This is a genomic window from Nonomuraea sp. NPDC052265, from assembly GCF_044547985.1.
In the GTDB taxonomy this organism is placed as follows: Bacteria; Actinomycetota; Actinomycetes; order Streptosporangiales; family Streptosporangiaceae; genus Nonomuraea.
Map to the genome: position 1 here is coordinate 189,764 of NZ_JBIUBJ010000013.1, position 24,939 is coordinate 214,702.

The 24,939-nt window shown below is 70.7% G+C and carries 24 protein-coding genes; 13 read left to right on the forward strand and 11 right to left on the reverse strand.

Annotated features, from left to right (window positions below; translation table 11 throughout):
- Positions 1-28: 28 nt before the first annotated feature.
- Positions 29-790: an SDR family NAD(P)-dependent oxidoreductase gene (locus ACIHAD_RS32320; protein WP_397358479.1), complete on the reverse strand. Its 762-nt coding sequence runs from the start codon at positions 788-790 to the stop codon at positions 29-31.
- A gap of 174 nt (positions 791-964) precedes the next feature.
- Positions 965-1,573, reverse strand: coding sequence for an O-methyltransferase (locus ACIHAD_RS32325; RefSeq protein ID WP_397358480.1), 609 nt, complete (start codon positions 1,571-1,573; stop codon positions 965-967).
- Positions 1,574-1,819: 246 nt separating this feature from the next.
- Here ACIHAD_RS32325 and ACIHAD_RS32330 point away from each other — a divergent pair, with 246 nt between their 5' ends.
- Positions 1,820-2,095, forward strand: coding sequence for a hypothetical protein (locus ACIHAD_RS32330; protein WP_397358481.1), 276 nt, complete (start codon positions 1,820-1,822; stop codon positions 2,093-2,095).
- A 262-nt stretch (positions 2,096-2,357) separates the two neighbouring features.
- Positions 2,358-2,801: a hypothetical protein gene (locus tag ACIHAD_RS32335; protein WP_397358482.1), complete on the forward strand. Its 444-nt coding sequence runs from the start codon at positions 2,358-2,360 to the stop codon at positions 2,799-2,801.
- A gap of 77 nt (positions 2,802-2,878) precedes the next feature.
- Here the strand turns inward: ACIHAD_RS32335 and ACIHAD_RS32340 are convergent, their stop codons facing one another.
- The gene (locus ACIHAD_RS32340; RefSeq protein ID WP_397358483.1) at positions 2,879-3,940 is read right to left on the reverse strand and encodes a hypothetical protein; all 1,062 of its coding nucleotides are present in this window, start codon (positions 3,938-3,940) and stop codon (positions 2,879-2,881) included.
- A gap of 253 nt (positions 3,941-4,193) precedes the next feature.
- Between ACIHAD_RS32340 and ACIHAD_RS32345 the strand changes: the two genes are divergently transcribed.
- Entirely contained in the window at positions 4,194-4,763 is a 570-nt protein-coding gene (locus ACIHAD_RS32345) for a hypothetical protein (RefSeq protein ID WP_397358484.1), read from the forward strand.
- Between the two features lie 59 nt (positions 4,764-4,822).
- Here ACIHAD_RS32345 and ACIHAD_RS32350 read toward each other — a convergent pair whose 3' ends face one another.
- Positions 4,823-5,842 (reverse strand): aldo/keto reductase, encoded by a 1,020-nt coding sequence (locus tag ACIHAD_RS32350; protein WP_397358485.1) that lies wholly within the window; start codon positions 5,840-5,842, stop codon positions 4,823-4,825.
- 55 nt (positions 5,843-5,897) lie between these two features.
- On the opposite strand from ACIHAD_RS32350, the gene ACIHAD_RS32355 reads away from it, so the two are divergent.
- Positions 5,898-6,584, forward strand: a complete 687-nt coding sequence (locus tag ACIHAD_RS32355; protein ID WP_397358486.1) for a TetR/AcrR family transcriptional regulator — start codon at positions 5,898-5,900, stop codon at positions 6,582-6,584.
- Positions 6,585-6,799: 215 nt separating this feature from the next.
- Here the strand turns inward: ACIHAD_RS32355 and ACIHAD_RS32360 are convergent, their stop codons facing one another.
- Both ACIHAD_RS32360 and ACIHAD_RS32365 read right to left on the reverse strand, forming a co-directional pair.
- Positions 6,800-7,561, reverse strand: a complete 762-nt coding sequence (locus tag ACIHAD_RS32360; protein WP_397358487.1) for a hypothetical protein — start codon at positions 7,559-7,561, stop codon at positions 6,800-6,802.
- 68 nt (positions 7,562-7,629) lie between these two features.
- Positions 7,630-7,932 (reverse strand): hypothetical protein, encoded by a 303-nt coding sequence (locus ACIHAD_RS32365; protein WP_397358488.1) that lies wholly within the window; start codon positions 7,930-7,932, stop codon positions 7,630-7,632.
- A 171-nt stretch (positions 7,933-8,103) separates the two neighbouring features.
- On the opposite strand from ACIHAD_RS32365, the gene ACIHAD_RS32370 reads away from it, so the two are divergent.
- Positions 8,104-12,498, forward strand: a complete 4,395-nt coding sequence (locus ACIHAD_RS32370) for an FtsK/SpoIIIE domain-containing protein (RefSeq protein WP_397358490.1) — start codon at positions 8,104-8,106, stop codon at positions 12,496-12,498.
- A 54-nt stretch (positions 12,499-12,552) separates the two neighbouring features.
- On the opposite strand, the gene ACIHAD_RS32375 is transcribed toward ACIHAD_RS32370, so the two are convergent.
- Positions 12,553-12,831, reverse strand: coding sequence for a WXG100 family type VII secretion target (locus tag ACIHAD_RS32375; protein WP_357706071.1), 279 nt, complete (start codon positions 12,829-12,831; stop codon positions 12,553-12,555).
- 138 nt (positions 12,832-12,969) lie between these two features.
- Between ACIHAD_RS32375 and ACIHAD_RS32380 the strand changes: the two genes are divergently transcribed.
- Positions 12,970-14,544 carry a ricin-type beta-trefoil lectin domain protein gene (locus tag ACIHAD_RS32380; protein ID WP_397358491.1) on the forward strand — a complete coding sequence of 525 codons (1,575 nt, stop codon included), beginning with the start codon at positions 12,970-12,972 and terminating at the stop codon, positions 14,542-14,544.
- Between the two features lie 588 nt (positions 14,545-15,132).
- Here the strand turns inward: ACIHAD_RS32380 and ACIHAD_RS32385 are convergent.
- The 4 genes from ACIHAD_RS32385 to ACIHAD_RS32400 are packed head-to-tail and all read right to left on the reverse strand — an operon-like array spanning position 15,133 to position 18,536.
- Positions 15,133-15,777 (reverse strand): response regulator, encoded by a 645-nt coding sequence (locus ACIHAD_RS32385; RefSeq protein WP_397358492.1) that lies wholly within the window; start codon positions 15,775-15,777, stop codon positions 15,133-15,135.
- On the reverse strand, positions 15,770-16,921 hold the full coding sequence (locus ACIHAD_RS32390; RefSeq protein ID WP_397358493.1) for a sensor histidine kinase: 1,152 nt from the start codon (positions 16,919-16,921) through the stop codon (positions 15,770-15,772). The genes ACIHAD_RS32385 and ACIHAD_RS32390 overlap by 8 nt, the downstream gene beginning before the upstream one ends.
- A gap of 1 nt (position 16,922) precedes the next feature.
- Positions 16,923-17,618 (reverse strand): ABC transporter permease, encoded by a 696-nt coding sequence (locus ACIHAD_RS32395; protein WP_397358494.1) that lies wholly within the window; start codon positions 17,616-17,618, stop codon positions 16,923-16,925.
- 12 nt (positions 17,619-17,630) lie between these two features.
- Positions 17,631-18,536, reverse strand: coding sequence for an ABC transporter ATP-binding protein (locus tag ACIHAD_RS32400; protein ID WP_397358495.1), 906 nt, complete (start codon positions 18,534-18,536; stop codon positions 17,631-17,633).
- A gap of 609 nt (positions 18,537-19,145) precedes the next feature.
- Here ACIHAD_RS32400 and ACIHAD_RS32405 point away from each other — a divergent pair.
- The 7 genes from ACIHAD_RS32405 (at position 19,146) to ACIHAD_RS32435 (ending at position 24,917) form a co-directional block, all read left to right on the forward strand.
- Entirely contained in the window at positions 19,146-20,393 is a 1,248-nt protein-coding gene (locus ACIHAD_RS32405) for an esterase/lipase family protein (RefSeq protein ID WP_397358496.1), read from the forward strand.
- Positions 20,394-20,629: 236 nt separating this feature from the next.
- The gene (locus ACIHAD_RS32410; protein WP_397358497.1) at positions 20,630-20,890 is read left to right on the forward strand and encodes a transposase; all 261 of its coding nucleotides are present in this window, start codon (positions 20,630-20,632) and stop codon (positions 20,888-20,890) included.
- 204 nt (positions 20,891-21,094) lie between these two features.
- Positions 21,095-22,126 (forward strand): hypothetical protein, encoded by a 1,032-nt coding sequence (locus tag ACIHAD_RS32415; RefSeq protein WP_397358498.1) that lies wholly within the window; start codon positions 21,095-21,097, stop codon positions 22,124-22,126.
- Between the two features lie 317 nt (positions 22,127-22,443).
- Positions 22,444-22,890 (forward strand): sensor histidine kinase, encoded by a 447-nt coding sequence (locus ACIHAD_RS32420; RefSeq protein ID WP_397358499.1) that lies wholly within the window; start codon positions 22,444-22,446, stop codon positions 22,888-22,890.
- 207 nt (positions 22,891-23,097) lie between these two features.
- Positions 23,098-23,355, forward strand: a complete 258-nt coding sequence (locus ACIHAD_RS32425) for a hypothetical protein (RefSeq protein ID WP_397358500.1) — start codon at positions 23,098-23,100, stop codon at positions 23,353-23,355.
- 72 nt (positions 23,356-23,427) lie between these two features.
- Complete coding sequence (locus ACIHAD_RS32430) at positions 23,428-23,904, forward strand: MaoC family dehydratase (RefSeq protein ID WP_397358501.1); 477 nt, start codon at positions 23,428-23,430, stop codon at positions 23,902-23,904.
- Complete coding sequence (locus ACIHAD_RS32435; protein WP_397358502.1) at positions 23,901-24,917, forward strand: LacI family DNA-binding transcriptional regulator; 1,017 nt, start codon at positions 23,901-23,903, stop codon at positions 24,915-24,917. Before ACIHAD_RS32430 ends, ACIHAD_RS32435 begins: the two co-directional genes overlap by 4 nt.
- Positions 24,918-24,939: the final 22 nt, after the last annotated feature.

Consider the following 24,939-nt stretch of genomic DNA (forward strand, 5'->3'; position numbering starts at 1 on the left):
TCCAGCCTGTTCGGGACTCCGGCCAGGCTTAATGGGCGCTCCAGCCGCCGTCCACCGGCAGGACCGCGCCCGTCAGGTACGACGCGGCGGGACTGGCCAGCAACAAGGCCGCCGCGGTGAGCTCGTCCGGCTCGGCCCAGCGCCGGAGGGGCACTTGGTGGCGCAGGAACTCCTGCACCTGCGGGTCGTCGTCGGCGTTCGTGTTGAGCGGCGTGCGGAAGGGGCCGGGGGCCAGGGCGTTGACGTTGATCCCGTACGGGGCTAGCTCCACGGCCAGGCTGCGGGTGAGCTGGACGACCGCCCCCTTGCTCGCCGCGTAGGCGGAACGGGCGGCCGCGCCGACGAGGCCGAGTGCGCTGGCCAGGGTCACGATGCGGCCGTACCCCGCGGCGCGCATCACCGGCACGACCGCCTGGCAGGCCAGGAAGGTGCCGACGACGTTCGTCTCCAGACAGCGCCGCAGGACGGTCACGTCCAGGTCCGTGATCTCGCCGCGGGCCTGGACGCCGGCGCTGGTCACCAGCACGTCCAGGCGTCCGTGACCGGACACGATCTCCTCCACGAGCCGCCGGACGGCGTGCTCGTCGGTGACGTCGCAGGCCAGCCCCGATGCGGGGCGGCCGGTCGCGCGGGTGATGCGCGCGGCCGCCTCCTCGCACGCCTCGCGGCGCCTGCCGGACACCACGACATGGGCGCCGGCGCCGGCCAGCGCCTGCGCGACGGCCAGCCCGAGACCTGACGAGCCGCCGGTGATCAGTGCGACCTGACCGGCCAGGCTTGAGTCGTTCACGTGTGCGTCCTCCGAGGTTGGTGAAAGGTGGTGTGGAGCAGGGCGTACCCGATCAGGAACGAGACCGCCGGGGCCACGGCCGCGTCCACGCCGGCGGCCGGACGGACACCGTGCGGGCCGGGGCCGTGGCCCCGGCCGCGGAGCGCCCGCCGTCGCCTCGCGCGCCGACGAACGTCAGGTCATCCCGGCGAAGCGGCGGGTGGCCACCAGCGCGGCGAGATCGGGCGCGAGCCGCAGTTCCGCCGCGTCCAGACCGGGGTGGTCGAGCCAGTGCATCCGGACCCGATCGACACTTCCGCCGAACCGGGGTGGCCAGTGCCGCGCCGGGGTCAGGTCGTCGATGACCACCGTCCCGCCGGGCCTGAGCAGCCGGTGGGGGTCGATCGGCTGCTCACCGCCCTTGCCCTGCCCGCCTCCATCGAGTACGAGCAGGTCGTACGGCCCGTCCCGGCAGATCTCCCGCCAGTCGCCGTGGATCACCGACACCTGCGGATGATCGAGGAACACTTCGGCGGCCAGAGCCGCCCGATCCGCGTCCGCTTCGACGCTGAACAACCGGGTCCCAGGTCGAGCTCCCGACACCAGCCAGGCGAGCCCCACCCCACAGCCGGTCCCGGTCTCCCCGATCACTTCGGCGCCGGCCGCCAGCGCATGCAGCAACCGGCCTTGCTCAGGACGACAGGACGTCCCGAATCCCGCCCGCCGCGCGACCTCCACCGCCCGCTCGACCAAAGGCGGTAATTGCACCAGATCGGCGTACGCCGCCGTGCCCTCAAGTGACATCGCTCCAGGCTAAGCCACTCGACTTACCGACCTACGGAACGGTCCCCCCGAGGCGGCGCAGGCGTTCACGCCAGCAGTTCTCGGCCGACGATGTGCAGAATCGCACCTTGCGAGGTTGGGGCAGGGCTCCCCGGCGTCCTTCTCGATCGCGAAGTCGGGGGAGGCGCGCATGGCCGGGGCCACGCAGCACAGTCCGAAGCATCGCTCGCAGTCGGGACGTAATTCCACGGCCTCAGTCCTGTCCGAATGCTGCTGATCCGCCGTTGGACACCGATCGAGGGCCTGATGTACGCCGACATCGAAGTGGAGCACTGCTGGATGCGCATGCGCTTCGGCCCGCACCACGAAGCGCTCGGCAACCCGGCCCTCGACCCGCGGCGCATGAAGTACTACCAGTACGTCATGCGCCTGGACCTGGTCGGCGGCCCGCTCCGCATCGCCGAGGGCGACTTCCCGAACCGGGAGTGGATGCTGGACGTCGCCGACTTCCATCTACAGAGGGCGCTCGCCTACGAGGCATGAATCGCCCGCGCACTGCGGACCTTCGGCCGGAGGAAGGCTCGTTCCACGGCCGTCCTCCCTTACGCCCCGGCCGATCTCGTCCGCAGTGGCCGTTTCTCCGGCCCTCTGCCACTGGCGGTTCCCCGGATGCGAAACCCGGCAGGGCCGCCGATTCTTCGGCGGTGGTCTTCTGGTGGAGTGCCCGAGGCTCGAACCCGGAACCTACGGATCAAGGTGTCCTCTACGGAGGAGTGCCTGAGCTGGAGTGAATAGACTTGTCGTCATGTTCGACGACAAAACGCAGGAGACCCTGCGCCGCCTGCTGGACCTCGCCGAACACCCTGCCACTCCGGATGCCGAGCGGGCGCTGGCGTTCGCGCGGGTTCGCGCCCTGGTCGCCATGCCGGCCGACGACAGCCGCCGCAGGGCGCCCGTGGCCGGAATGGACGCCCAACTCCTCGTCAAGCTCAGGCCGCTGCAGCGGCACGTGGACGAGGACCTGGTCGACGACGTGCACGGCGACCTGCACTCCTTCGGGATCCGCTACCGGGTGGTCTCGGAGGTCGCCGGGCAGCTGGCCCACATCCTCGACCTGCGCTCCCGCCTCGCTCCCGACAAGCGGCACCGGCACGACGACGGCGTACGCCAGACGGCGGCCCGGCTGACCTTCCTCCTGGAGCGCTCCGACGGTTTCCGCACCTCCCGCTGGCGCACCAAACGTGGCTGACCCAGGGCAGATGGCCCTCGGTGAGGGGGGCGATCGGCGGACCGGGGCACACCGGATGCACGTCGGCCGGAGGGCCGTCAGGGGAATCGCCTCGAAGCCCTGCACAGTCGCAGGATCTCCTCGGACAGGAGCTCCTCCGGGCCCTTGAGGGCGTCGGCGAGTTTCGTGTCGGTGCAGAAGATCATCTCCGCGGCGATGTTGTCCTGCACGATCCGGGCGATGTTGTCCAGGGCGACGAGGATCGGCTCGGAGGGGATCTCGGCCGTGGATATGTCGATCAGGTGGCTGTCGGCCTGCGCCGGGTCCATGAACCTCTTGATGATGATGGAGTTCTGGTTCAGGGTGGATGTGGTCCAGATCGTGAAGACGACGACGTACAGGCCCTTCCAGGCGGCCTCGCCGAGGTGTTCGCGCCAGCGGGTCATGATGTCCGCGACGCCTTCGAGCTGCACTTTGGACGCCCAGTACATGTTGGTCCGGACGTTCGGGTACACGCTGCCCGAGTAGTCCTCGAAGGACTTCATGTCTACGGAGTGGCGTCGCGTTGCGTCCGCGATGAACTCGCGGGATCTGTCGAGAATGTCTGCGCACGACCGCTGAAGGCCGTCCGGAAGTTTCGCCTCGTCGAGTTGCCGCCGGGCCGTGTTGATCGTGGCGGAGGCGTCCTGGAGGGGCTGGATCCAGCCGTCCCCCGGCCCCTTGGACGCGACCATGTCCAGGTCGTGCGGATCGATTCTGGCGCTCTGGGACACCGGGACCTGCTTGGGCAGGTACGGGGCAATGATCGTGAAGATGCCCAGCGGGAGGTGGGCGATCGACTTCGCCAGTTCGAAGATCTCGTCGACCGGGTGCAGCGACTCCAGTGTCCGCCCGTTCGAGACGAGGCTGTACAGACCACCCCGATGGTCGTTCTGGACGACGATGACCGGGCTCAGATGGTTGACGAGGTCGGCTTTCAACGCGGCGTAGTTCCGCCGCGTGTCGGCGTTGACCGCACGGATCGCGTCGCGTGCCGCCGATGGACCGGCCATGTCCGACGGAGGCGTGCCGGCCCGCGCGACGGGCAGGACGTCGCCGCCGAACAGCGTCGTGGCACCGGCTGCGGTGGCGGTGCCGAGGAATGTCCTGCGTGTGACCACTGTCTGACCTGCCTCTCGAAAGCCGTCGTACCTCACGCGGCAGGGCCAGCAGGGCGACCCTCCTGCGTGCGCCTCCCCGCTCGGCCGAGCCGTCCGTCACGCCGCTGCTCCCGCTCCGGCCCAGGCTGCCCCGGGCCGGACGTTGACTTAATGTATGCGTAATGTAACGGTAGGTAGCTGGTGTGTGGGCTTCCCGGCCCTGGACAAGCGAGGTCCGACAATCGCGGCGACAGCGCCGTCGTCAGGAGAAGCAATGTCAATTCTCAGGGCCGTTCCCCCGGTCGCATTCACCTCGCGCGGGCTTCGGTCCGCCGGGATCGTCATCGGCGGCCTTGCGCTGCTCGTCACCGCGCTCGTCCCGGCCACGGCCGGCGCGCGTGCCGCGATCGGGGTCACCGAGTGCACCGGTTCCCAGACGGTGACCTACACCCCCGGCCTCACCGACCGGGCCCGGGAGGTCACGGTCGACGGCAAGGCTCCCTTGCTCGAATGCGTCTCCAGCAGTGATCCCACCCTTTCCCGGGCCACGTCGACCTTCTCCGCCACAGGGACGTTCTCCTGCACCTCCGGCACGAGGGCCGGGAGCCGGCGGATCACCTGGAACAACGGCAGCACCAGCACGCTGTCCTCCACTTCCGCCGTCTCCGTCAACGGCGCCGAGAGCCTTGTGTCGATCAAGGGCGTGGTCGTCGACGGCGAGTTCAAGGGAGCGCGGTGGACCGCCACGTTCGTCATGTTCAGCGCGAAGCCACAAGCCTGTCTCACCGAGCGAGGTCTTGCCGCCGTCTCCGGTCCGCTCACGCTGAGCATCGGCTCACTGTGAACACGGAATCCGGTCGTCGAGCCTGTCCGCAGCCCTCGCAACCGCGAACGACTCTCCGCCTATGGCACTCGGCGGTCGAAGAGGCCGACCGAGGGGCCGTAGACGAACTCGCGTGACATCTGGATGAAGTTCTGCGGGAACCCGAGCGGGAAGGCGCTGGCCTCGTCGAGCCGGTCCACCACCTCCGACGGCAGCCGCAGTTCGCAGGCGGCGAGGTTGTCGGTGAGCTGGTCGAGAGTTCTGGCGCCGGAGATCGGATGGATCCAGGTTCGGTGCGCCCGGGTCCAGGCGAGGGCCACCTGGGAGGAGGAGACGCCGAGCTCGTCGGCGACGGCGTCGACCTCGGCGGCGATCGCCAGGTGATGGTCGGGTACGGCGTCGCGGCGGATCCTGGACCCGGCGGCGGCGTCGGTGCGGGTGAACTTCCCTGACAGGACGCCGCGAGCCAGCGGCGCCCACGCGGCCACTGACAGGCCCAGCGTTTCGGCCATGGGCAGCAGCTCGCGCTCGATGTCGCGCTCCAGCAGGCTGTAGGACAGCTGCAGGCCGATGAACGGCGTCCAGCCGCGCAGCTCGGCGATGGTGTTGGCGCGCGCGATCACCCAGGCGGGCACGTCGGAGAAGCCCAGATAGAGCACCTTGCCGGCGCGTACCAGGTCATCGAGGGCGCGTAACGTCTCCTCGATCGGGGTGGCGGGATCCCAGATGTGCACCCACAGCATGTCCAGGTAGTCGGTGCCCAGGCGCCGCAGGCTGTCCTCCACCGATCGCCTCAGGTTCTTGCGGTGGTTGCCCGAGGCGTTGGGGTCGTCGCCGTCCATCGACAGCGTGTACTTGGTGCTGAGGACGTAGCGGTCCCGCTCCTTGCCGATCAGTTCACCGACGATGCGCTCGCTGGAGCCCTCGGTGTAACTGTTCGCCGTGTCGATCATGTTCCCGCCCGCCTCGGCGTACGCGGTGAACATCCTGCGGCATTCCTCGGGCGCCGCGCCCCAGCCCCAGTCCTCGCCGAAGCCCATCGTCCCGAGGATCATCTCGGAGACCCGCAACCCGCTCGTCCCGAACGTCGTGTATCTCATGGCGAGGACTGTACATAGCGTCTAGACAAGCTGTCTAGAGGCTAGAATCCCGAGCATGGAGGCGAGAGCGGGCCGTCGCGCCCCACGGCCGAAGGACGACGACCGTGACCTGCGCGAGGTCATCCTGGCCGCCACGCGCAGGCTCCTGGACGAGCGGCGCTTCGACGAGCTGAGCGTGGCCGACATCCTGGCCGCCGCCCAGGTGGCCCGCGGCAGCTTCTACTTCTACTTCGCGAGCAAGCACGAGGTCCTGGCCGAGCTCGTCCGTCGCGCCATCGCCCGCGGTCACGAGGTCGCGCAGCCCTGGCTCACGCACGACGAACCCGACCAGCGGCGGGCCGCCGTACGGCACGGCATCAGCCAGGGCGCCCGCCTGTGGCGCGAGGAGGCGCCCGTGCTGCGGGCCATCGTGGAGAACTGGCGCACCGACCCGCAGCTCACCGCACTGTGGCACGACCAGATGGCGGGCTTCACGGCCGCCACCACCGAACGCATCACCAGCGAGCGCGTCACCAGCGAGCGCGTCACCACCGAGCGCGTCACCACCGAACGCGTCACCACTGACGGCGCCGCCACGCCGGACGTGGATCCGGCCGCCCTGGGCGCGGCGCTGACCTGGCTCGGGGAGCGCCTGTACTACCTCGCGGCCCTCGACGTGGCCCCCTTCGCCGACGAGGAAACCCTCGTCGAGGTCCTCACCCACATCTGGATGACCTCCCTCTACAGCGAGCCGGGCTCATAGGCGCCGAGATTCGAAGTATGCTGCCGACTTTGGTGCGGGTTTGAGCAGCCGAATCCTCCTGACCTCGACGCGCTGAGCTGTGCGGCTCCCATTCCCTTCTGTCGGAAGGGGAAATGTGGACCCGAAGAGACGAAAGTCGCGCGGCCGCATTCAGAAGCACCCGTCGCCCGGAGATGCCGGCGGGTGGCAAGCCGTTCAGGGTGGGGCCGCGAGGCTCAGGCAGGCGGGCGGAGCAGGTCCAGGAGGTGTTCGCGGAGCTCGCGCGGCCCGAGATCGGTCAGGACGAGCACGCCGTCCTCGCCGTCCGCCTCAGGTTCGGCAAGGACCACCCGGCCCCGGGGTGCGTAGACCGTCCAGCGGGTCTCCTCGACTTCACCGGCGGGGCCGAGACGGTGGTGGCCGATCTGGGTGATGGCCAGGGCCTCGGCGAAGATCTCCTGGCCCACGCCACGGGCGACGTCGGCGAGGGGAACCCGCCTGCGGCCACCGCCCGGCCGCTGTCCCGCGCCCGCGTGTGGGTCGCAGAACTGGGCGAACCGGTCCGCCAGCCGCTCGATCGGGCCGATGGCGAGGCTGTGCAGCCCGCTCTCGTTGACGTTCTCCTCCACCGCCACGGGCCCGGGGCCGACGTAGAAGAGGCATGCCTGCCTGCTCTCCGCCAGGATCCGTTCGGCCATCACCACGTGCCGGGGCGTGCGGCGGGCGGCGAGCAGGTCCTGCACATCGTCGGGGAGCAGCAGCGCGAGGTCGTCGTCACCGCCCTCCCCGACCGGCTCGGGACGGGCGATGCCGCGCGCGACCAGGCCACGCAGGGCCACCATGCAGGCGGTCTCCCTGGCCGCCGGATCCTGGGAGTCGTACCAGGGGCGGGGGGCGAGCTGGTCGGCGTCAGGGCCGTCGAGCACGGTGAGCTCTTCGTCGGTCAGGGCGATGACGGGCACGTACGCGGTGCGCGCGCGGTCGAGCAGGGCATCCATGGATCATCTCGCAGGGTGTGTCAGGGACCAGGTGAGCTTGCGCCAGCCGTCGGCGACCTTGTCGGTGGTCACCCGCTGGCTGGCGGCCTCGATGTCGGCGGCGAGCTGACGGGCCTGGGCCTTGAGCTGGTCGTGCGACCCGCGTCCATGAGCCCGAAGAAGGCGAGAACGGGGTCGCTGGCCTTTTTGAAGGCGGCGTAACCCTTGTACTGGGCGGAATCTTCGAAACGGTCCAGCAGGCCCTTCGGATCGGGATCGGCCTTTTTCTCCAGTCTGAGCTGGGCCAATGCGTACAGGGCGGCGGTGGCCTTCTTCGAGTCTTCCAGGCGAAATTGCCGCTCGGCGTTCTCGGCGGGCCATGCCCTCCGCACCCGCATCCATGTTGGCGGGCACCCCGCCGGGAAAGCCCACGCCCAGCCGCCTCTCCGAATGATCATCCTCACTCCGGAGCGTCATGATAGCTGAATGATCATGACAAATCCTGAGAAAGCGGGTCGCTATGCTGCCAGAGTGGCGAAAGCGAACAATGGACGGTGTTCCTGATGCGCCTCTCCCTCAGCGTGCTCACCGGCCGGGGGCTGCAGAACATCGTGGTCAGCGGTGACGAGGGCACCACCGTGGGCCGGCTCGTCCTCGCCCTCCAGCGCAGCCTGCGGATCCCCGTCCAGGGGCTCTGGGCGGACGGAGTGCCGCTGCGTCCTGACGCGCCGGTGGCCGCGTCGCTGCGCGACGGCGACGTGGTCGCCTTCAGCGCCACCGCCGCCACCGCCACCAGGAAGGGCGACCAGCCCGCCGGCGTGGCGGAGGTGCGGGTCAGCGGCGGGCCGTCCGCGGGCGGCGTGCACCGCCTGGCCTACGGGACGGCCACCGTCGGATCGGGCCGGTGGTGCACGATCACGGTCGACGACCCCGCCGCCCCCGACTGCGTCGCCGACTTACGGGTGGAGGCGGGCGGCGTCATGGTGGCGCCCATGGCCGACGGCGTCACGCTGGACGGCGAGCGGCTCTACGAGCCGGTCCCGTGGCCGGTCGGCGGGGTGCTCAAGGCCGGCATGACCCTCCTCACACTGGCCGTGCCCACTCCCTCGGACGCGCACGTGAGCGTCATGCCGGAGGGCAACCTGGCCTACAACCGCCCGCCGCGCCTCAACAAGCCGGCCGTCGTGCACACCGTCGAGGTGCCCGGCCATCCGGCACGCCAGGACTACCACCGCCTCCAACTGCTGGCGAGCGTGATCTTCGGGGTGGGCGGCGTGGTCATGGCCGTCGCCCTGTCCACCCCCTGGTTCCTGCTCATGGCGCTCCTGACGCCGATCACCATGGTCGCGCAGTGGTGGAGCGACCGGCGGTACGGGCGCAGACAGTACCGCCAGGCCATGAAGGAGTACCAGGCCCGCATGGCCGCCTTCGGGCAGCGGCTGGAGGAGCTGCGCCGGGCCGACCAGCGGGATCGCCGGGCCGAGTTCCCCGACCCCGCCGAGGTGTTCCTGAACGCCGTCGGCCCGCGTCAGCGCCTTTGGGAGCGCCGCCTGCACGATCCGGACACCCTGCACCTGCGGGTCGGGCTGGCCGACCTGCCGTCCAAGATCGAGCTTGTCCCGGAGCAGGGCGTCATGTCCGCGGTGAAGGAGCAGCCGCCGGTTCCGGTGTCGCACGCGGTGCCCGTCGTGCTGCCGCTGCCCGAGGCCGGGGTCGTGGGCCTGACCGGCCGGCCGGCCGGCTCCCGGTCGCTGGCGCGGTGGCTGGTCGCGCAGGCGGCGGCCCTGCACAGCCCGCGCGACCTGGCGGTCGTCGTCCTCAGCGCCGACCCGCAGGGCGTGGCGAACTGGGACTGGGTCCGGTGGCTGCCGCACTGCGTGCCCCGGGAGGGCGAGGAGTGCGTGGCCCTGGTCGGCAACGACCCCGACTCGGCCGCACGGCGGATCGGCGAGCTGATCGGTAAGATCAACGCGCGCAGGGAACGCCACCGGTCGCCCGACGCCGGTGCGCTCTTCTCCTTCGGGCAGGGGCCGTCCGGCGGGTACGCCAGCGCGCAGCCGTACAACGTGCTGGTGGTGCTGGACGGCGCCCGCGCGTTGCGCGGGCTGCCCGGAGTTCCGCAGATCCTGCAGCTCGGGCCGACGGTGGGGATCTACGCCCTCTGCGTGGACGACGACCAGCGGCTTCTGCCCGAGGAGTGCACGCTCGTGGCCGTCTGCGAGCACGAGCGCCCCGGCCTGGTACGGCTGCGCGGCGGCGCCCAGCACGACGTGCCGCCCGAGGCCGTCGGCGACCAGGTCGGCGTGGAGTGGTGCGACCGGCTGGCCCGGGCGATCGCGCCCCTGCGGGACATCGGCCGGGAGGACGCCGACTCCGTCATCCCGTCCGCCGCCCGGCTCCTGGACCTGCTCGGCATGCCCGACCCCCGCCCCGAGCAGATCCACCTCCTGTGGCAAGGGGGCCGGACGACCCGGGTGCCGATCGGCGTCGGCGCGGAGGGGCTCCACAGCGTGGACCTGCGCCTTGACGGCCCCCACGGGCTGATCGCGGGAACGACGGGAGCGGGCAAGTCGGAGCTGCTGCAGTCGCTGATCGCCTCGCTCGCGGTGCACAACCGGCCCGACGAGATGAACTTCGTGCTCATCGACTACAAGGGCGGCAGCGCGTTCAAGGACTGCGCCAAGCTGCCGCACACCGTCGGCATGGTCTCCGATCTGGACGGCCACCTCACCGAGCGGGCGCTGGAGTCCCTGGCCGCCGAGCTCAGGCGGCGCGAGCACCTGCTGCTCAGGGCGGACGCCAAGGACATCGAGGACTACAACGACTACCGCGACGCGGGCCGGCCGCTGGCGGCGATGCCCCGGCTCCTCCTGGTCATCGACGAGTTCGCGGCGATGGTGACCGAGCTGCCGGACTTCATCCTCGGCCTGGTGGACATCGCCCGCCGCGGCCGGTCGCTCGGCGTCCATCTGATCCTGGCCACGCAGCGCCCCGGCGGCGTGGTCACGCCGGACATCGCGGCCAACACCAACCTGCGGATCGCGCTGCGCGTGACGAGCAACGAGGAGTCCATGGACGTCATCGACTCCCGCAACGCCGCCGCGATCTCGAAGACCACTCCGGGACGGTGTTTCATCAGGTCAGGAGCCTCCTCGCTGCACGCGGTGCAGTCGGCCCGGATCGGCGGCAGGCGTCCGGGCCAGGGGCGGGCCGCGGCGCGGGAGGTGCGCGTCGATCCGGTCGCCTGGCAGGACCTCGGCGTCGCGCTGCCCGCGGCCCCGGCGGGCGGCGACGAGGACGACGCCACCATGCTGACCGACCTGTCGGTGCTGGTGGAGGCGGTGGGCGCGGCGGCCGCGCAGCTCGGGCTCGAACGTGCGCGCAGCCCGTGGCTGCCTCCGCTGCCCGAGCTCGTCACCATGTCCGAGCTGCCGCCCTCCGACGGGCGGGCGCTGCGGCTGCCGTTCGCCCTGGCCGACCTGCCGTCCCAGCAGTCGCGGCGGACCGAGTACTACGACCTCGCCGCGGCCGGGCACCTGCTCGTGGTGGGCGGCGGGCGTACCGGGCGCTCGACCGTGCTGCGCGCGATCGCCGCGTCGGCCGGCCTGCTGTGCGGCCCGTCCGACGTGCACCTGTACGGCGTGGACTGCGGCAACAACGCCCTGCTGCCCCTGGCCGGGATGCCGCACTGCGGCGCGGTCGTCGGCCGCGACTCGCCCGACCGGCTGGCACGGCTCACCAAGCGCCTCCTGGAGACCATCGTCGAGCGCCAGCAGGTGCTGTCGGCGCAGGGCTTCGCCGACGTCACCGAGCAGCGGGCCGCGGTGCGGCCGGAGGAGCGGCTGCCCTACGTCCTCGTGCTCTTCGACCGCTGGGAGGGCTTCCACGCGGCCTTCGAGTCCGTCGACCACGGCGTGCTGATCGACCAGTGGATGCAGATCTTCCAGGAGGGACCGGGCGCCGGGGTGAAGGTGGTGCTGACGGGGGACCGCAGCACACTGGTCGGGCGGATCGCCACGCTCTTCGACGACCGGCTGGTGCTCAGGCTCACCGACCCGACCGACTACACCTACGTCGGGATGAAGACCAGGGACGTCCCCGAGCACATGCCCGCCGGCCGCGCCTTCCGCGCGACGTCCGAGCTGCGGGAGGTGCAGGTCGCGCTCCTCGACCGCGATCCGGCCGGCACGGCGCAGGTCGCGGCCCTGCACCAGGTGGCGCGTACTGCGAAAGGCCGGCACGGGAGCCTGCCGCCGGGGCGGCGGCCGTTCCGCGTGGACGCGCTGCCGTCCGGCATCACGCTGGCCGAGACGCTCGCGCTGGCCGTCCAGGCGCCGCCCCTGGACGCGGTCGTCGTCGGGGTGGGCGGCGACACGCTGGGCGAGCGGTTCTTCCGTACCGGCGAGGACGGCCCGGCGCTGGTGGTGGCCGGGACGCCGAAGTCGGGCAGGAGCACGGCCCTGTGCACGATGCTGACGTGCCTGCTGGACAGGGGCTGGCAGGCGGTGCTCGTCACCCCGCGGCTCAGCCCCCTGCGCGAGTTCGGCGGCCGTCCGGGCGTCCGGGCCTGCTTCGGCGGCGACGCCGACGCCGAGCGGGTACGCGAGGCCGTCTCCGGACCGGGCCGCTGCGCGCTGCTGATCGACGACCTGGAGCTGCTGGGGAACTCCGGCCCGCTCGCGGACTGGATCACCGATCACGTCGGCGAGTCGCGGGACAGCGGGAACCTCGTGATCGGCGCCGGGAACGTCGACGACCTGGACAACATGTACTCGGGCCCCATTGTGGCCATGAAGCGGACCCGGTCGGGACTCCTGCTGCGGCCCAACCAGCCAGGCCAGGGCGACCTGTTCGGCGTCCAGCTCCCGCGCAGCGTCGCCACCGGGATCGGACCGCCCGGCCGGGCCCTGCTGTTCAGGGGCGGCACGTGGGAACGCGTGCAGGTGGCCGTGCCCTGAGGAGCGAGGAGCGGCGGGAAGGCCGCCGCTCCTTCGTCCGGCGGGACCCGCCGGTCAGCCGCCCCCGCCCATGGTGGCGATGAGCGCCGCCTTCTGCTTCTGGATGCCCTGCTGGGCTTCCTGCAGGTCACGCTGGAGATTGTCGAACGTCTTCTTGTACGTTTCCCACGCCGCCTTGAACTTCTCCGCGTTGCCGCCGGACCAGACGTCGGGGATCTGCTGGACCTGGGCGTCGAGCGCCGCCTTCATCGACTGCGCCGCCTCGCCCTGCTGGGCGAACGTCTTGCCCATCGTCTCAAGTGCCTCGGGGGTCGCGCCAAGCCTGGGGGGCATTTGTTGTCCCTTCCGAACCATTCGTGGTGATCGCAGCGCACAACAATAAAGGCACCCGGGTCATGTTTGACGGAGATTGTCAACATTAGCCACATCCGCCTCATTTGTTGCTAGCTTTGGGCCTCCGGAGGTTTGGCGATGATCCAGGCACTACGCGGCAACGACCCCGTCGCGATCGGCGGGTACCGGCTCGAAGGACGGCTGGGCGAGCGCGTCTTCTGCGGGCGGCGGGCAGATGGCCTAGCCGTGGCGATCCACGCGTTCCTGCCGCCCGGCGGGTACGACCTGCTGGCCCAGTTGCCGCCCTTCTGCACCGCCCGCGTGGTCGAGGTGGGCAGCGTGGGCGAATGGGCGTACGTGGCCGGCGAGTTCGTGCCCGGACCGTCCCTCGCCGAGCTGGTGTCGGTCGAAGGACCGCGGGGCGGCCACGAGCTCGACCAGGCCGCGGTCAGGACGCTCACCGCGCTCGGCGCGCTGCACGGCGCCGGGATCGTCCACGGTGACCTGCACCCCGGCAACGTGATCCAGGGCCCGGAAGGCGCCACCGTGACCGGGTTCGGCCTCTCGCGCGGCGGCGCCCCGGCCTACACGGCCCCCGAGCAGATCGCCGCGGACGAGTTCACCCCGGCGGGCGACATGTTCGCCTGGGCCTGCACCATCGTCCACGCCGCGACGGGACGCCCGCCGTTCGGCGACGGCGAGCCCGCCGCCGTCTTCGACCGGATCCTGCGCGGCCAGCCCGACCTGGGGACGATGTCGGGCGCGTTACGCGACGTCGTTGCCGCCTGCCTGGCCAAGGACTCGGCCGCCCGCCCGCCCGCGCAGTACGCGCAGCAGCTGCTGATCAGCGGCACCCCGTCCGCTCCCGCCGAGGTTGCCCGGAAGCAACCGCAGGTGCGGCCGCCCGCGCCCAGGAAGAAGCGCGACCTGCGGGTGCCCGTCATCTCCGGGATCGCGGTGGTGACGGTGATCGGCGTGGTCGCCGGATGGCTGCTGCTGGGCGGCCGGGACGAGCCGCCCAAGACCACGCTGCTCGCGAACAACGCGCGCCCGGCCGCTACGCCGACCCCCACACCGACCCCCACGCCCACGCCCGCTCCGGCGAGGAAGAAGCGCAAGCGGCCCGCCCCGAACCCCACGGTGACGGTGCAGGTCCCGGTCTATCCGCAGCCGGTCCCGACCTCGACCGGGAAGAAGCGCAGGCCCGCGCCGACGCCCACGGTGACCAGGACCGTCACCTCCACCCCCACCCCCACCCCCACGCGTCCCGTGGAATCGCCACAGCCCAAGGAGCCGACCGTACGGCCCACACCCACTCCCACGCTTGCCCAGCGTGCCTCGACCGTAAGGAACCAGGCGACCGGACTGTGCCTGGCCGTCCCCCACGGCGAAGCCGTCGCGGGCAAGGCGGTGATCCAGTGGGCCTGCACGAACGGCCCCGAGCAGCAGTGGATCCGCAAGGGCGGCCAGCTCGTCAACCAGTCGTCCGGGATGTGCCTGGGCAAGGGCGAGGGCAAGCCGGGCAAGCCCGCCGTCCAGAACCCGTGCAACGGCGACTCCGTCCAGTACTGGAGCCATCAGGGCGGCCGGCTGGTCAACGCCGCGACGGGCCTGTGCCTGGTCATCTCGCACAGCGAGGCGACGCCCGGCAAGAAGGCGACCCTGTGGACCTGCAACAGCAGCTACCGTGACCAGCAGTGGGCCATCCAATAGGAGCCGTTCGTCACGGCGGCTGAACCGCTCGCGCTCCACCTGCCCGACGGCCGTCGATGACGCTCTTGCGTGGCTCCCGTCGCCGGGCGCGGCGCCGAGCCGGCCGCGCCGGGCCCGGTGGTGCGCAGAGCGCCGGGACGGCGTCGCAAAGCGGCTCACTCACGGTGGGGCTCGGGCTGCCGGGCGAGGACGACGAGTCCGCGCTGAAGCACACCCAGCACAACCACGGCAGTCGATCGCCTGCTGGAACCAGGTCATCTCCGACCATCGTCCGCTTCATCAGCATTGACTTATACAAGGGTCTTCAGGCGGCCGGCGCCCAGAAGACACGGCCCATCAGCCAGCCGAGTCGGACCGGCGCGCCCACCACCTGAACCGCCGAACCACGCAGGCCTTCTGGCTTGATCTTCTGATGGTCGTCACCGGGGTCTGAACTGGCGATGGCGGTCTGAATGATCTACTGCCGTACACGATCCGCACACAAGAGCAACCAAGCGTGGTCAACCATGGGATCCGGGGCCGGCGAGAGCCGAGAAACCCCAGGTCGGACGCGGTGTCGGGGAGCCGGCGAGGGCGGAGTCACCGTCATCAGCGGCTGTCGTCGGTGGTGAGCAGGCCGCGGCGGAAGGCGGTGGCGACGGCGGCGGCACGGTCGTTGACGCCGAGCTTGGCGTAGATGTGCAGCACATGGCTCTTGACCGTCGCCTCGCTGATGAACAGGTGCGCGGCGGCCTCGCGGTTGGTGTGACCGTCGGCGATCAACCGCAGGATCTCCAGCTCGCGAGCGCTCAGCGGGTCGGCGGGGGTACGGACCTGGCCGAGGAGGCGGGTGGCCACCGAGGGCGACAGCACGGCTTCACCGCGCGCCGCCGTACGGACCGCGCGGATGAGTTCGTCGGGGGCGGTGTCCTTGAGGACGTAGCCGGTGGCGCCGGCCTCGATGGCGGGAATGACGTCGCGGTCGGTGTCGTAGGTCGTCAGGACCAGCACCCGAGCGGCCAGGCCCAGCTCGGCCAGCTTCTTGATGGCGGTGACACCGTCCATCGTCGGCATGCGCAGATCCATGAGGATCACGTCCGGTTCCAGGACCCGGGCCAGGTCGACGGCCTGTGCGCCGTCGCCGGCCTCGCCCAGCACCTCGAAGCCGGGGTCGGCGGCGAACATACCGCGGATGCCGTCGCGGACGACGGGGTGGTCGTCGGCGATGATCAGCCGGATCGGGCGCTCAGTCACGGGGCACCGCCGGGAGGCTCGCCGAGATCGCGGTGCCGGTGCCGTCCTCGGACTCGATCTCCAGGACGCCCGCCAGCCGGTCGACGCGCTTGCGCATCGCGGTCAAGCCGAAGGCGGTGAGCTTGGGGTCGAAGCCGATGCCGTCGTCACGGACGTCCAGGGTGATCACGTCTTCCATGTAGGACAGGGTCATGCCGACTCTGGAGGCGTGCGCGTGCTTGGCGACGTTGGCCAGCGCCTCCTGCGCGGTGCGCAGCAGCGTCTCCTCCACTTCGGGGTGCATGGGACGGACCGTACCAGTGAGCGTGAGGTCGGCCCGGATGCCGGTGAGCTCGTTCCACCGGGCGACGACCTGGGCGAGCGCCTCGGGCAACGGCGCCGCCTCCAGCTGGCCGGGGCCGATCGCGTGGAGGGAGCGGCGGGCCTCGGCCAGGCTCTCACGGGCCAGCCGTACGGCCCGGTCGACGTGCGGACGCCAGTCCTGGCCGCGCTGCGCGGCCTGGAGCTGGGTGATGATGCCGGTCAGGCCCTGCGCGAGGGTGTCGTGGATCTCGGCCGCCATCCGCTGGCGTTCATCCAGCACGCCCGCCTCGCGGGCTTGGACCAGGAGCTGGGCCTGCAGGCCGGCGTTCTCGCTCATGGCGGCCTCAAGCTCGGTCACCATCCGCTTGTGTTCGGCGCTGCGCTCGGCGGTGACATCGCCGACGAAGCTGAACAGGGCGACCGCGACAACGATGACGGCGATGAAGAACAGGTAGGCGAGGATCGCCGTGGGAGTGCGCTCGGGCAGCCCGCCGCCGTACGTGGTGACGGTGATCGCCGCGACGGCGGTGACACCGGCGAACCGCCATCTGCCCTTCAGGTACTGCCAGCAGTGGACGAACCCGATGAAGCCGAAGAAGCTCGCGAACCACATCCCCTGCGTGCACAGCGCGCCGATCAGCACGACCAGCCCCGCCACGTAGACGGCGCCGCGCGGCATGAACCGGATCCAGGCGGCGGCGACCGCGCTCAGACCGAGGGTGGTCCACAGCGGGCCGCCGGTCAGCAGGGTGAGCACCGCGGGGATCACGAGCAGCAGGTACGGCAGGACGGCGAGCTGCCGCTCCAGCAGATGTTCCCAACGGTCGAGCCGGCCGGTCACGTCACTCCCAGCGGAAGAACTTGGCCGCCGCGATGCTGATGACCAGGGCGTAGGCGGCCAGCACACCCAACAGCAGGAGGCTGGGAGCGTTGCCCGCCCAGATCTCGCGCAGGCTCGCCCCGAACGCGCCGAGCGGGGTGAACTCCCCGATGCGGGCCACGATAGCGGGCATCTGGTCGGCGGGCTGAATGAGCCCCGCGAGATAGGCCATCGGGAAGTAGAGCAGGACTCCGATGCCGTTGGCGGAGCGGCCGTTGGGGGCCAGGGCGGCGATCAGCAGGCCGATCGCGAACAGGCTCGCCGTACCGAGCAGGAAGGCCGCGGCGACGGAGAGGACGGCGGTGGGCAGGTGAGCGCCGAGCACGGTGCCCGCGACGGCCGTCAGCAGCGCGCAGGCCAGTAGCGCGAGGACGAGCTGCAGCAGCAGTTGCACCGCCAGCAGAGTGCCCGGATGCACCGGCGTGATCGACAGCCGGCGCAGGATGCCGCGCTCGCGGTAGGTGGCCAGCGTGGTCGGCAGCAGGTACAGGCCGACCAGCCCGACCGCGATGGCCAGCGCCATCGGCAGCAGCACCGTGTCGCCCGGCTCGATGGAGCTGCCGAAGACCACCAGGATGAACAGCGGGATGAGCAACGAGAACAGCGCCCCGGGCTCCCGGACGAGCAGCTTGGTCTCGACGAAGGCGAGCTTCTTCATGGCGTTCTTTCCTCAGGAGTCGAAGGAGCGGCCGGTCAGGGCGGTGAAGGCGTCTTCCAACGTGCGCCGGTCGATGCGCAGCTCGCCGACCACGACGTGGTGGCGGGCCAGATAGGCGGTCACGGCGGCGGCGAAGTCGCCCCACCCGGTGACGACCATCGCGTCGCCGTTCCTGGACACCCCGGTCACACCGGGGACGCCGTCCAGGTCGGCCAGCGCGGTGTGGTCGCCGCCCATCAGCGTGAAGCGCATCCGCTGCTTCCCGCCGACCAGTCCCGAGGGCGTGTCGACGGCCACGACCCGGCCCTGGCTGATGACCGCGACGCGGTCGCACAGCTCCTCGACCTCGTCCATGTAGTGACTGACCAGCACCACCGTCACGCCGCTCGCCCGGATGCGCTTGACGAGCTCCCATGTCGTACGGCGCGCCTGCGGATCCAGCCCGGTGGTCAGCTCGTCCAGGAACGCCACCCGGGGGTTGCCCACCAGCGCGAGCGCGATGAACAGCCGCTGCCGCTGCCCGCCGGACAGCTTCCCGAACCGGGCGTCGCGCTTGTCGGCCAGCCCCCACTCCGCCAGCAACTCGCGCCAGTCACGGGGCGCGGCGTAGAAGGAGGCGTACAGGTCGAGCGCCTCCCACACCTTCAGATTCTCCGGGAGCTGCGTCTGCTGCAGCTGCACCCCGATCACCTCACGCAGCCCGCTCATGTCCTTGACGGGGTCGTGTCCCAGCACTCGGATCGATCCGCTGTCAGCCCGCCGCAGGCCCTCCATGCACTCCACGGTCGTGGTCTTGCCGGCGCCGTTCGGGCCAAGGATGCCGAACACCTCGCCCTCCTCGACGGAGAACGACACACCGTCCAGAACGGTCAGGTCGCCGTACTTCTTGCGGAGGTCTGTTACCTCGATGACTGCCATGGCTCAAGCATGGTTCGGCGCCTCCCGCGCCGAATCGTCCCGCCGGCCATGCTCCCCGGTGCATCGTGCTGACCGGAAAACCAGCCGAACGGTGGATACCGGCCGGCAGCCGAAGCGGGGGTGAGGGAGACGAGCAGCGCAGAGCCGATGTGGTATCCCGCTGCGCGAGAAGAGGCTGTGGCGGATGCTCTACGAGACCGCCGCACCCACGTCCGCTCCAGGGGCGGTGCCGCCGAGTGGGTGTACTGGGACAGCGGCACCGCCCACCTGCCGCACTGCCCGGGGTAGACGTGCGGCGTCCGACTGGTCATGGGTCAGCGGCCTCGCGCCCGTACGGCGCATCGACGTCGTGCTCGGTGAACGGCTGCCTCCTGTCGTAGCCGGGCGGCAGGCGATCGCGGACGCCGGCGAGCGTCTGGAGGCGGCCCGCGGTGCGGCACGAGGGCGCTTCGTCCTGGTCAAGCCGGATCGCTACGTGGCCGAGGTGTCCTCGTCCGGCGAGGTGGGAGCGGTGGACTCCCTACTGCGGCCCTGTGCGGACCAAACGAAGAGCCGGCCGAGATCATAGCTTTAGGTGTTCGTGCGACCACTAATGGTGATAACTCTGGGGTGATCAACAAACAGCAGATCGCGAGCGCCCTGAGTGCCGCGCCGCCGGTCGTCCTGTCCTCCAGCGCCAGCTCCAGGGCGGGCGCCACCACCAGCGCCCCGCCCGCCGCGGAGTGGAGCGACCGCTGGCAGCTGCCCGGCGGCACCGCGTGGGTGTACTACGGCGAACGCAACCAGGCCCTGACCCGGCCGGTGCTCCTGGCCGACGGCTTCGGATCCGGGGCCAGCGACATCGACGAGCTCTACGACGGCTTGGAGCGGCGCGCCTTCCCGCTGATCAGTGAGCTGCGCCGGCGCGGCCGGGACGTCGTCATCATCGGCTACGACGACCGCGGCGCCTCCATCCTCGACAACGCGCAGACCGCCACCGCGGCGATCCACCGCGCCGCCGCCGAGCGGGTCGGCGGCAGCCGCCTGCTGGCCGGTGGGTTCAGCATGGGTGGTCTGGTCACCCGCTACGCCCTGGCCCGGATGGAGATGCAGCGCATCGACCACCAGGTCGGCGTGTACTTCTCCTGGGACACCCCGCACCGCGGCGCCTACGTGCCGATCTCGCTCCAGGCGTTCGCGCACCACATCAACGCCTACGACTCGCGCTTCTCCGACCTGTTCAACAGCCCGGCCGCCCGCCAGTTGCTGGCCTGGCACCTGCCCGGCACCGACGGCGTGCCCGGCGTCGACCCGCTGCGCACCCAGTTCCTGCGCGAACTGGAATCCGTCGGTGGCTGGCCGCGCATCCCGCGCCTGCTCGCCGTCGCCGACGGCGCGGGCAACGGCGCGGGCAACGGCACCGGCGCCGGCGAGAGCGCGCTGCTGGGCACCGGCGACCTCATCACCGGCACCGACCTGCGCACCCAGCCCAAGGCGCCCGAGACCCTGGCCGGCATGCTTCGCCTGCTGACGCCCGACGTCATCGAGGTGCAGGCGCCCGGCGTCCCGTGCGTGGACGGCGCGCCCGGCGGCATCCTGACCGGGTTCAAGATCCTCGCCGACGCGCTCAACGCGATCGCCGAAGCCGCCGGTCTCGGCCTGGACGTCGACAATCCGATCGCCGGGCACTGCTTCGTCCCGTCCATCAGCGCCGTCTCCGTCCGCGACGTCACCGACGCCGAGCTGTACACCGACATCGACGCGCTGTCCCCGGACGAAAGCGACTTCGACGACTTCCTGTGCGCCAGCGACAACCGCGGCCACACCGAGATCACCGAAGAGGGCGCCACCTGGCTCCTGGACCGCCTGCCCGACTAGAACGCGCCACCAACCTCACGACAGCCCCGCATCCTCGATGGCGACACTGTCGGCGAACTGAGCAAGGGCGAGGCGGCCCCGTGATCACCAGTGGGATCACGGGGCCGCTCTTTGTCATGTTTTGAGTGGGAACGACGTCTTCGGTGTCATCGTGTGCGCCGGGATCGACGACGAATTGGGAGGGTGGTTCGCAGATGATGATTTCGTGAGGCGTTCTCGGACTGTAGCCGCCGTGGTTGGCGCTGCTGTCGGTCCTGCCGTTCACCGAGAATCTGTCCGATCGGAAGGCGGTCGAGGCGGTGCGTGCCCAGATCGACTGGATGCATGCACTCGGCTTGGAGTTGACCGATCCGGGTGTCGGCCGCTCTGTCTCCGCGGGAGCGGCTGCTTCCGCCGGTCCACTGAGTGGACCGAAGATCGCCCGTCGCCGTTTCCGCCAACAACATGGACGCGGCGGCGTGCCTGACCTGCGACGAGGCGATGCAGGCCGGTCGTAGTCGCCGGCACATTCATGCGCGGATGGTAACCAGGCAAAGGGTCAGCGTTCCGCTCACCGTGCCTTATCCCTCCGGTCGTCATCGGCTCCCTAATCTGAGCCGATGCGGCTGCTTGTTGTGATGGCCATTGTGCTCGCGGGTGTGGCCTCCTGCAGCACGACGTCGGGCCCCTCGGCGGTGCCGACTATCCCCGCGAAGCCTCCCTTGACGGCGCACGACTCTCCGGCGTCCTCCGCCGCGGCGCTGGACGTCTACGCCCACGACCGTCCCGGTCTGCTGAGCCCGGTGGTGGCGCACTTTCCCGTGCGGGTGTACGTGCCCAACAGCCAGGACAACACCGTAGACGTGATCGACCCGGCCACCTACAAGATCATCAACACGTTTCGGGTCGGCAGGCGCCCCCAGCACGTCGTGCCCTCCTGGGACCTTGAGACCTTGTGGGTCAACAACAACGACGGCAACACACTGATCCCGATCAACCCGCTCACCGGCATACCCGGCAAGCCGGTTCGCGTCGAGGACCCGTATAACCTGTACTTCAGCCCCGACGGCTCGTACGCGCTGGTGATGGCCGAACGACTCAACCGGCTGGACTTCCGTGACCCGCACACGATGAGACTCGACCACTCCCTGGAGTTGCCCTGCAAAGGCGTCAACCACGGCGACTTCACCGCCGACGGCAGCGTCTTCCTGGTCAGCTGCGAATTCTCCGGCCGACTGCTGGCCATCGACTGGCGAGCCGCGAAAGTTGTCAAGATCATCGACGTGGGAGCGGCGAACATGCCGCAGGACGTGAAGCTCTCCCCTGACGGCACCCTGTTCTATTGCGCGGACATGGCCGCGGGCGGGCTGTGGCTCGTGGACGCCCACACCTTCGCCAAGGCCGGCTTCCTGCGCACGGGCAAGGGCGCGCACGGCCTGTACGTCAGCCGCGACTCCCGCGTCCTGTACGTGTCCAACCGGGGCGAGGGATCGGTCTCCGTGGTCTCCTTCGCCACCCGCAAGAAGATCGCCAAGTGGCGACTCCCCGGCGGCGGGTCACCCGACATGGGCGGCGTCTCGGCCGACGGCAGGCAGCTGTGGCTGAGCGGCCGCTACCACAGGGCCGTCTACGTGATCGACACCTCGACCGGCAAGCTGATTCGCGAGGTCAGGGTGGGCGCCGGGCCGCACGGCCTGTGCGTCTACCCCCAGCCAGGACGCTACTCCCTAGGCCACACCGGAGTGTTCCGATGATCGGACGACGCCGCTTCCTGGCCGCCGCCACCGCACTGACCGCTTCTGCCTGTGCACCCCCACCGCCGCCCTCCCGCAGCGCGGCCTCGGTAGGTGGTAGTCCCCCGCTTCTCAACCTCCCTCGGCCTGGCCTTCCCACCTCGAAGGCCGGGCCGAACCCGTTCTCCCGCCCCTGCACGGAGCGCCTCCGCCGGGGCCGCCGTCGAGAGCCTGGGCAGCACCGATGTCGAGTGGAGCGAGCACGACCGCGCCGAACTGCCGGCCACCGCCGCCAAGTCGCTGGACAGGCTGGGCCGCTGGTGGCGAACCTGCTGGACATGAGCCGCCTGCAAGCGGGTGTGCTCGGCGCGAGCCTCGCGCCCAAGGCCCTGGAGGAGGTCGTGCCGCGGGCCGTCGACGACCTCGGCCCGGCCCGCGAGCGCGTCGAGGGCGACGTGCCAGCCGGGCTGCCCGACATCCTCGCCGACCCCGCCCTGCTGGAACGGGTGCTGGTCAACCTCATGGCGAACGCCGTCCGCCACAGCCCGCCAGAGCAGCCGGTCCTGATCACCGCCAGCCGCCACGGCGACCAGGTGGAGATCCGGGTGATCGACCGCGGTCCCGGCCTCCCGCCCGAGGCGCACGACCGGGTCTTCCAGCACTTCCAGCGGCTCGGCGACCGCGACAACCACTCCGGCGTCGGGCTCGGGCTCGCCCTCTCGCGCGGGCTGGCCGAGGCCATGGGCGGCACCCTCCTCCCCGAGGAGACCCCGGGGGAGGGCTGACCATGACCCTCACGCTGCCCGTCGCGGGGCGGCTCGGCCGTCCGGCCTAACCCGCCGGGCGGGTGGGCGGCGGGCCGAACAGGGTCGCGCTGTCGACGGTGGCGACGGCGCCGGAATCCGTCCGGGTGGGATGCCCGTCGGCGCCGATGAGCGGCAGCCTGTCGGGCAGCGCCGTCGTCCACCCACTGCTTCCAGACCGGGACGTACATGCGGGTCAGGCTGTCGACCGTGGTGCTGGACTCGATGGCCCCGCCGGGGTTGCTGATGGTGGACCCCACGTTGACGCAGAGGGCGGTGGATCGGTACACGGTGCCGCCGTTGGAGATCTGGTCGGCCGAGGCGGTGCTGGCGACGGCCAGGAGCAGGGCCAGGACGGCCGCGACGACCGTCGATCTGCGGAGTGCGCGCATGCTGAACCCTCCACGAGGCGGGGACGGGCCGGAACCGGCCGTTCGCCTGCCATGATCAAGCGGCGTGCATTGCAGCAGCGAACCTCTTGTGTTGGCGTGTTCGCGTTGGTATAACGTTTTAGCGTAAGTGCGCAAACGTTATACCAAGGAAGGCGACCTCGTGCAGGTGACCGAACGGCGCTTCGAGGACTACGGGATCGGCGAGCGGCGGCAGAGCATGGGCCGTACCGTCACCGAGTCGGACATCGTGCTGCACGCCGGCCAGACCGGCGACTGGTTCCCCCACCACGTCGACGCCGAGTGGTGCGCGACCCAGCCGTTCGGCGCCCGGATCGCGCACGGGACGCTGATCATCTCGATCGCCGTCGGAATGATGGCCGGTGACATCAACCCGGCGTCGATGAGCTACGGCTACGACCGCATCCGGTTCGTCAAACCGGTCTTCATCGGGGACACGATCACGGTCACCGCGGAGATCACAGGGATGCGGCCGAACCCCCGGCGAGAAGACGCCGGTCTCCTCGACGAGAAGCTGACCGTGACCAACCAGCGCGGCGAGGTCGTGCTCACACTGGTCCACCTCTATCTGGTGACGCGCCGGTGAAGCGGCGTCCCGGACTGTCCGCGGTCGCCGAGCGGGCGGGCGTGTCGGTGTCGCTGGTGTCGCGCATTCTCACCGGGGACGCGAACCTCCGTGTCCGTGAGGAGACCAGGCAGCGGGTGCTCAGGGCGGCGGCCGAGCTGAAGTACGTGCCGCAGGTGTCCGGCCGCGCCCTCCGGCTGGCCAGGTCGGGCGCGATCGGGCTGGTCGTGCAGGACGTGAGCAATCCGATCCACGCGGAGATCATCCGCGGTGCGCAGCTGGCCACCGCCGCGCATGGTCAGGTGCTGCTGCTGGCCGACTCGACCGAGCTGTCCTCGCGGCCGGAGGCGTTCGACCGGCTGATCGGCGAGGGCCGGGTCGACGGGCTCCTGTGGCAGAGCAGTGGATTCGCCTCCGAGGAGGAGCTGTCGAGCCGGGCCGCGAAGCTCCTGCCGACGATCCTGGTCAACAACCGGCCGCGGGCGGGGGTCCAGGGGATCAGGCTGGCCGACGAGGAGGCGGCCGCGCTCGCCGTACGGCATCTGATCGAGCTGGGGCATCGTGACATCGGATTCGTCGGCGGTTCCGGCGCCACCGACATCTCGATACGCCGCTTCGAGGGCTTCACCAGGACCATGCGGGCGCACGACCTGCCAGTCAGGCCCGAGTGGACGGTCTTCAAGGAGTGGGACGCGGCCGCCGGGCACGCCGCGATGTCCGAGCTGCTCGCCGTACCGAAGCGGCCCACGGCGGTGTTCGTGGCCAACGTCGTCGTCTGCGTCGGCGCACTGGCCGCCGCCAGGGAGAACGGGCTCGCCGTGCCCGGCGACCTGTCGCTCGTCGCGCTGCACGACACCTGGTTCGTCGAGCACGGCGCGCCGCCGCTGACCACGGTACGGCTGCCGCTGCGCGACCTCGGCAGGCAGGCGGCGGAGCTCATCATCGCCGGCGACCTCGGCGGACCCGACGACGGCTTCCTCCTCACAGAACCGCCCCCCGAGCTGGTCGTACGCGCCTCGACCGGACGACCGTAACCTCGATTGGACAGCTGGATGC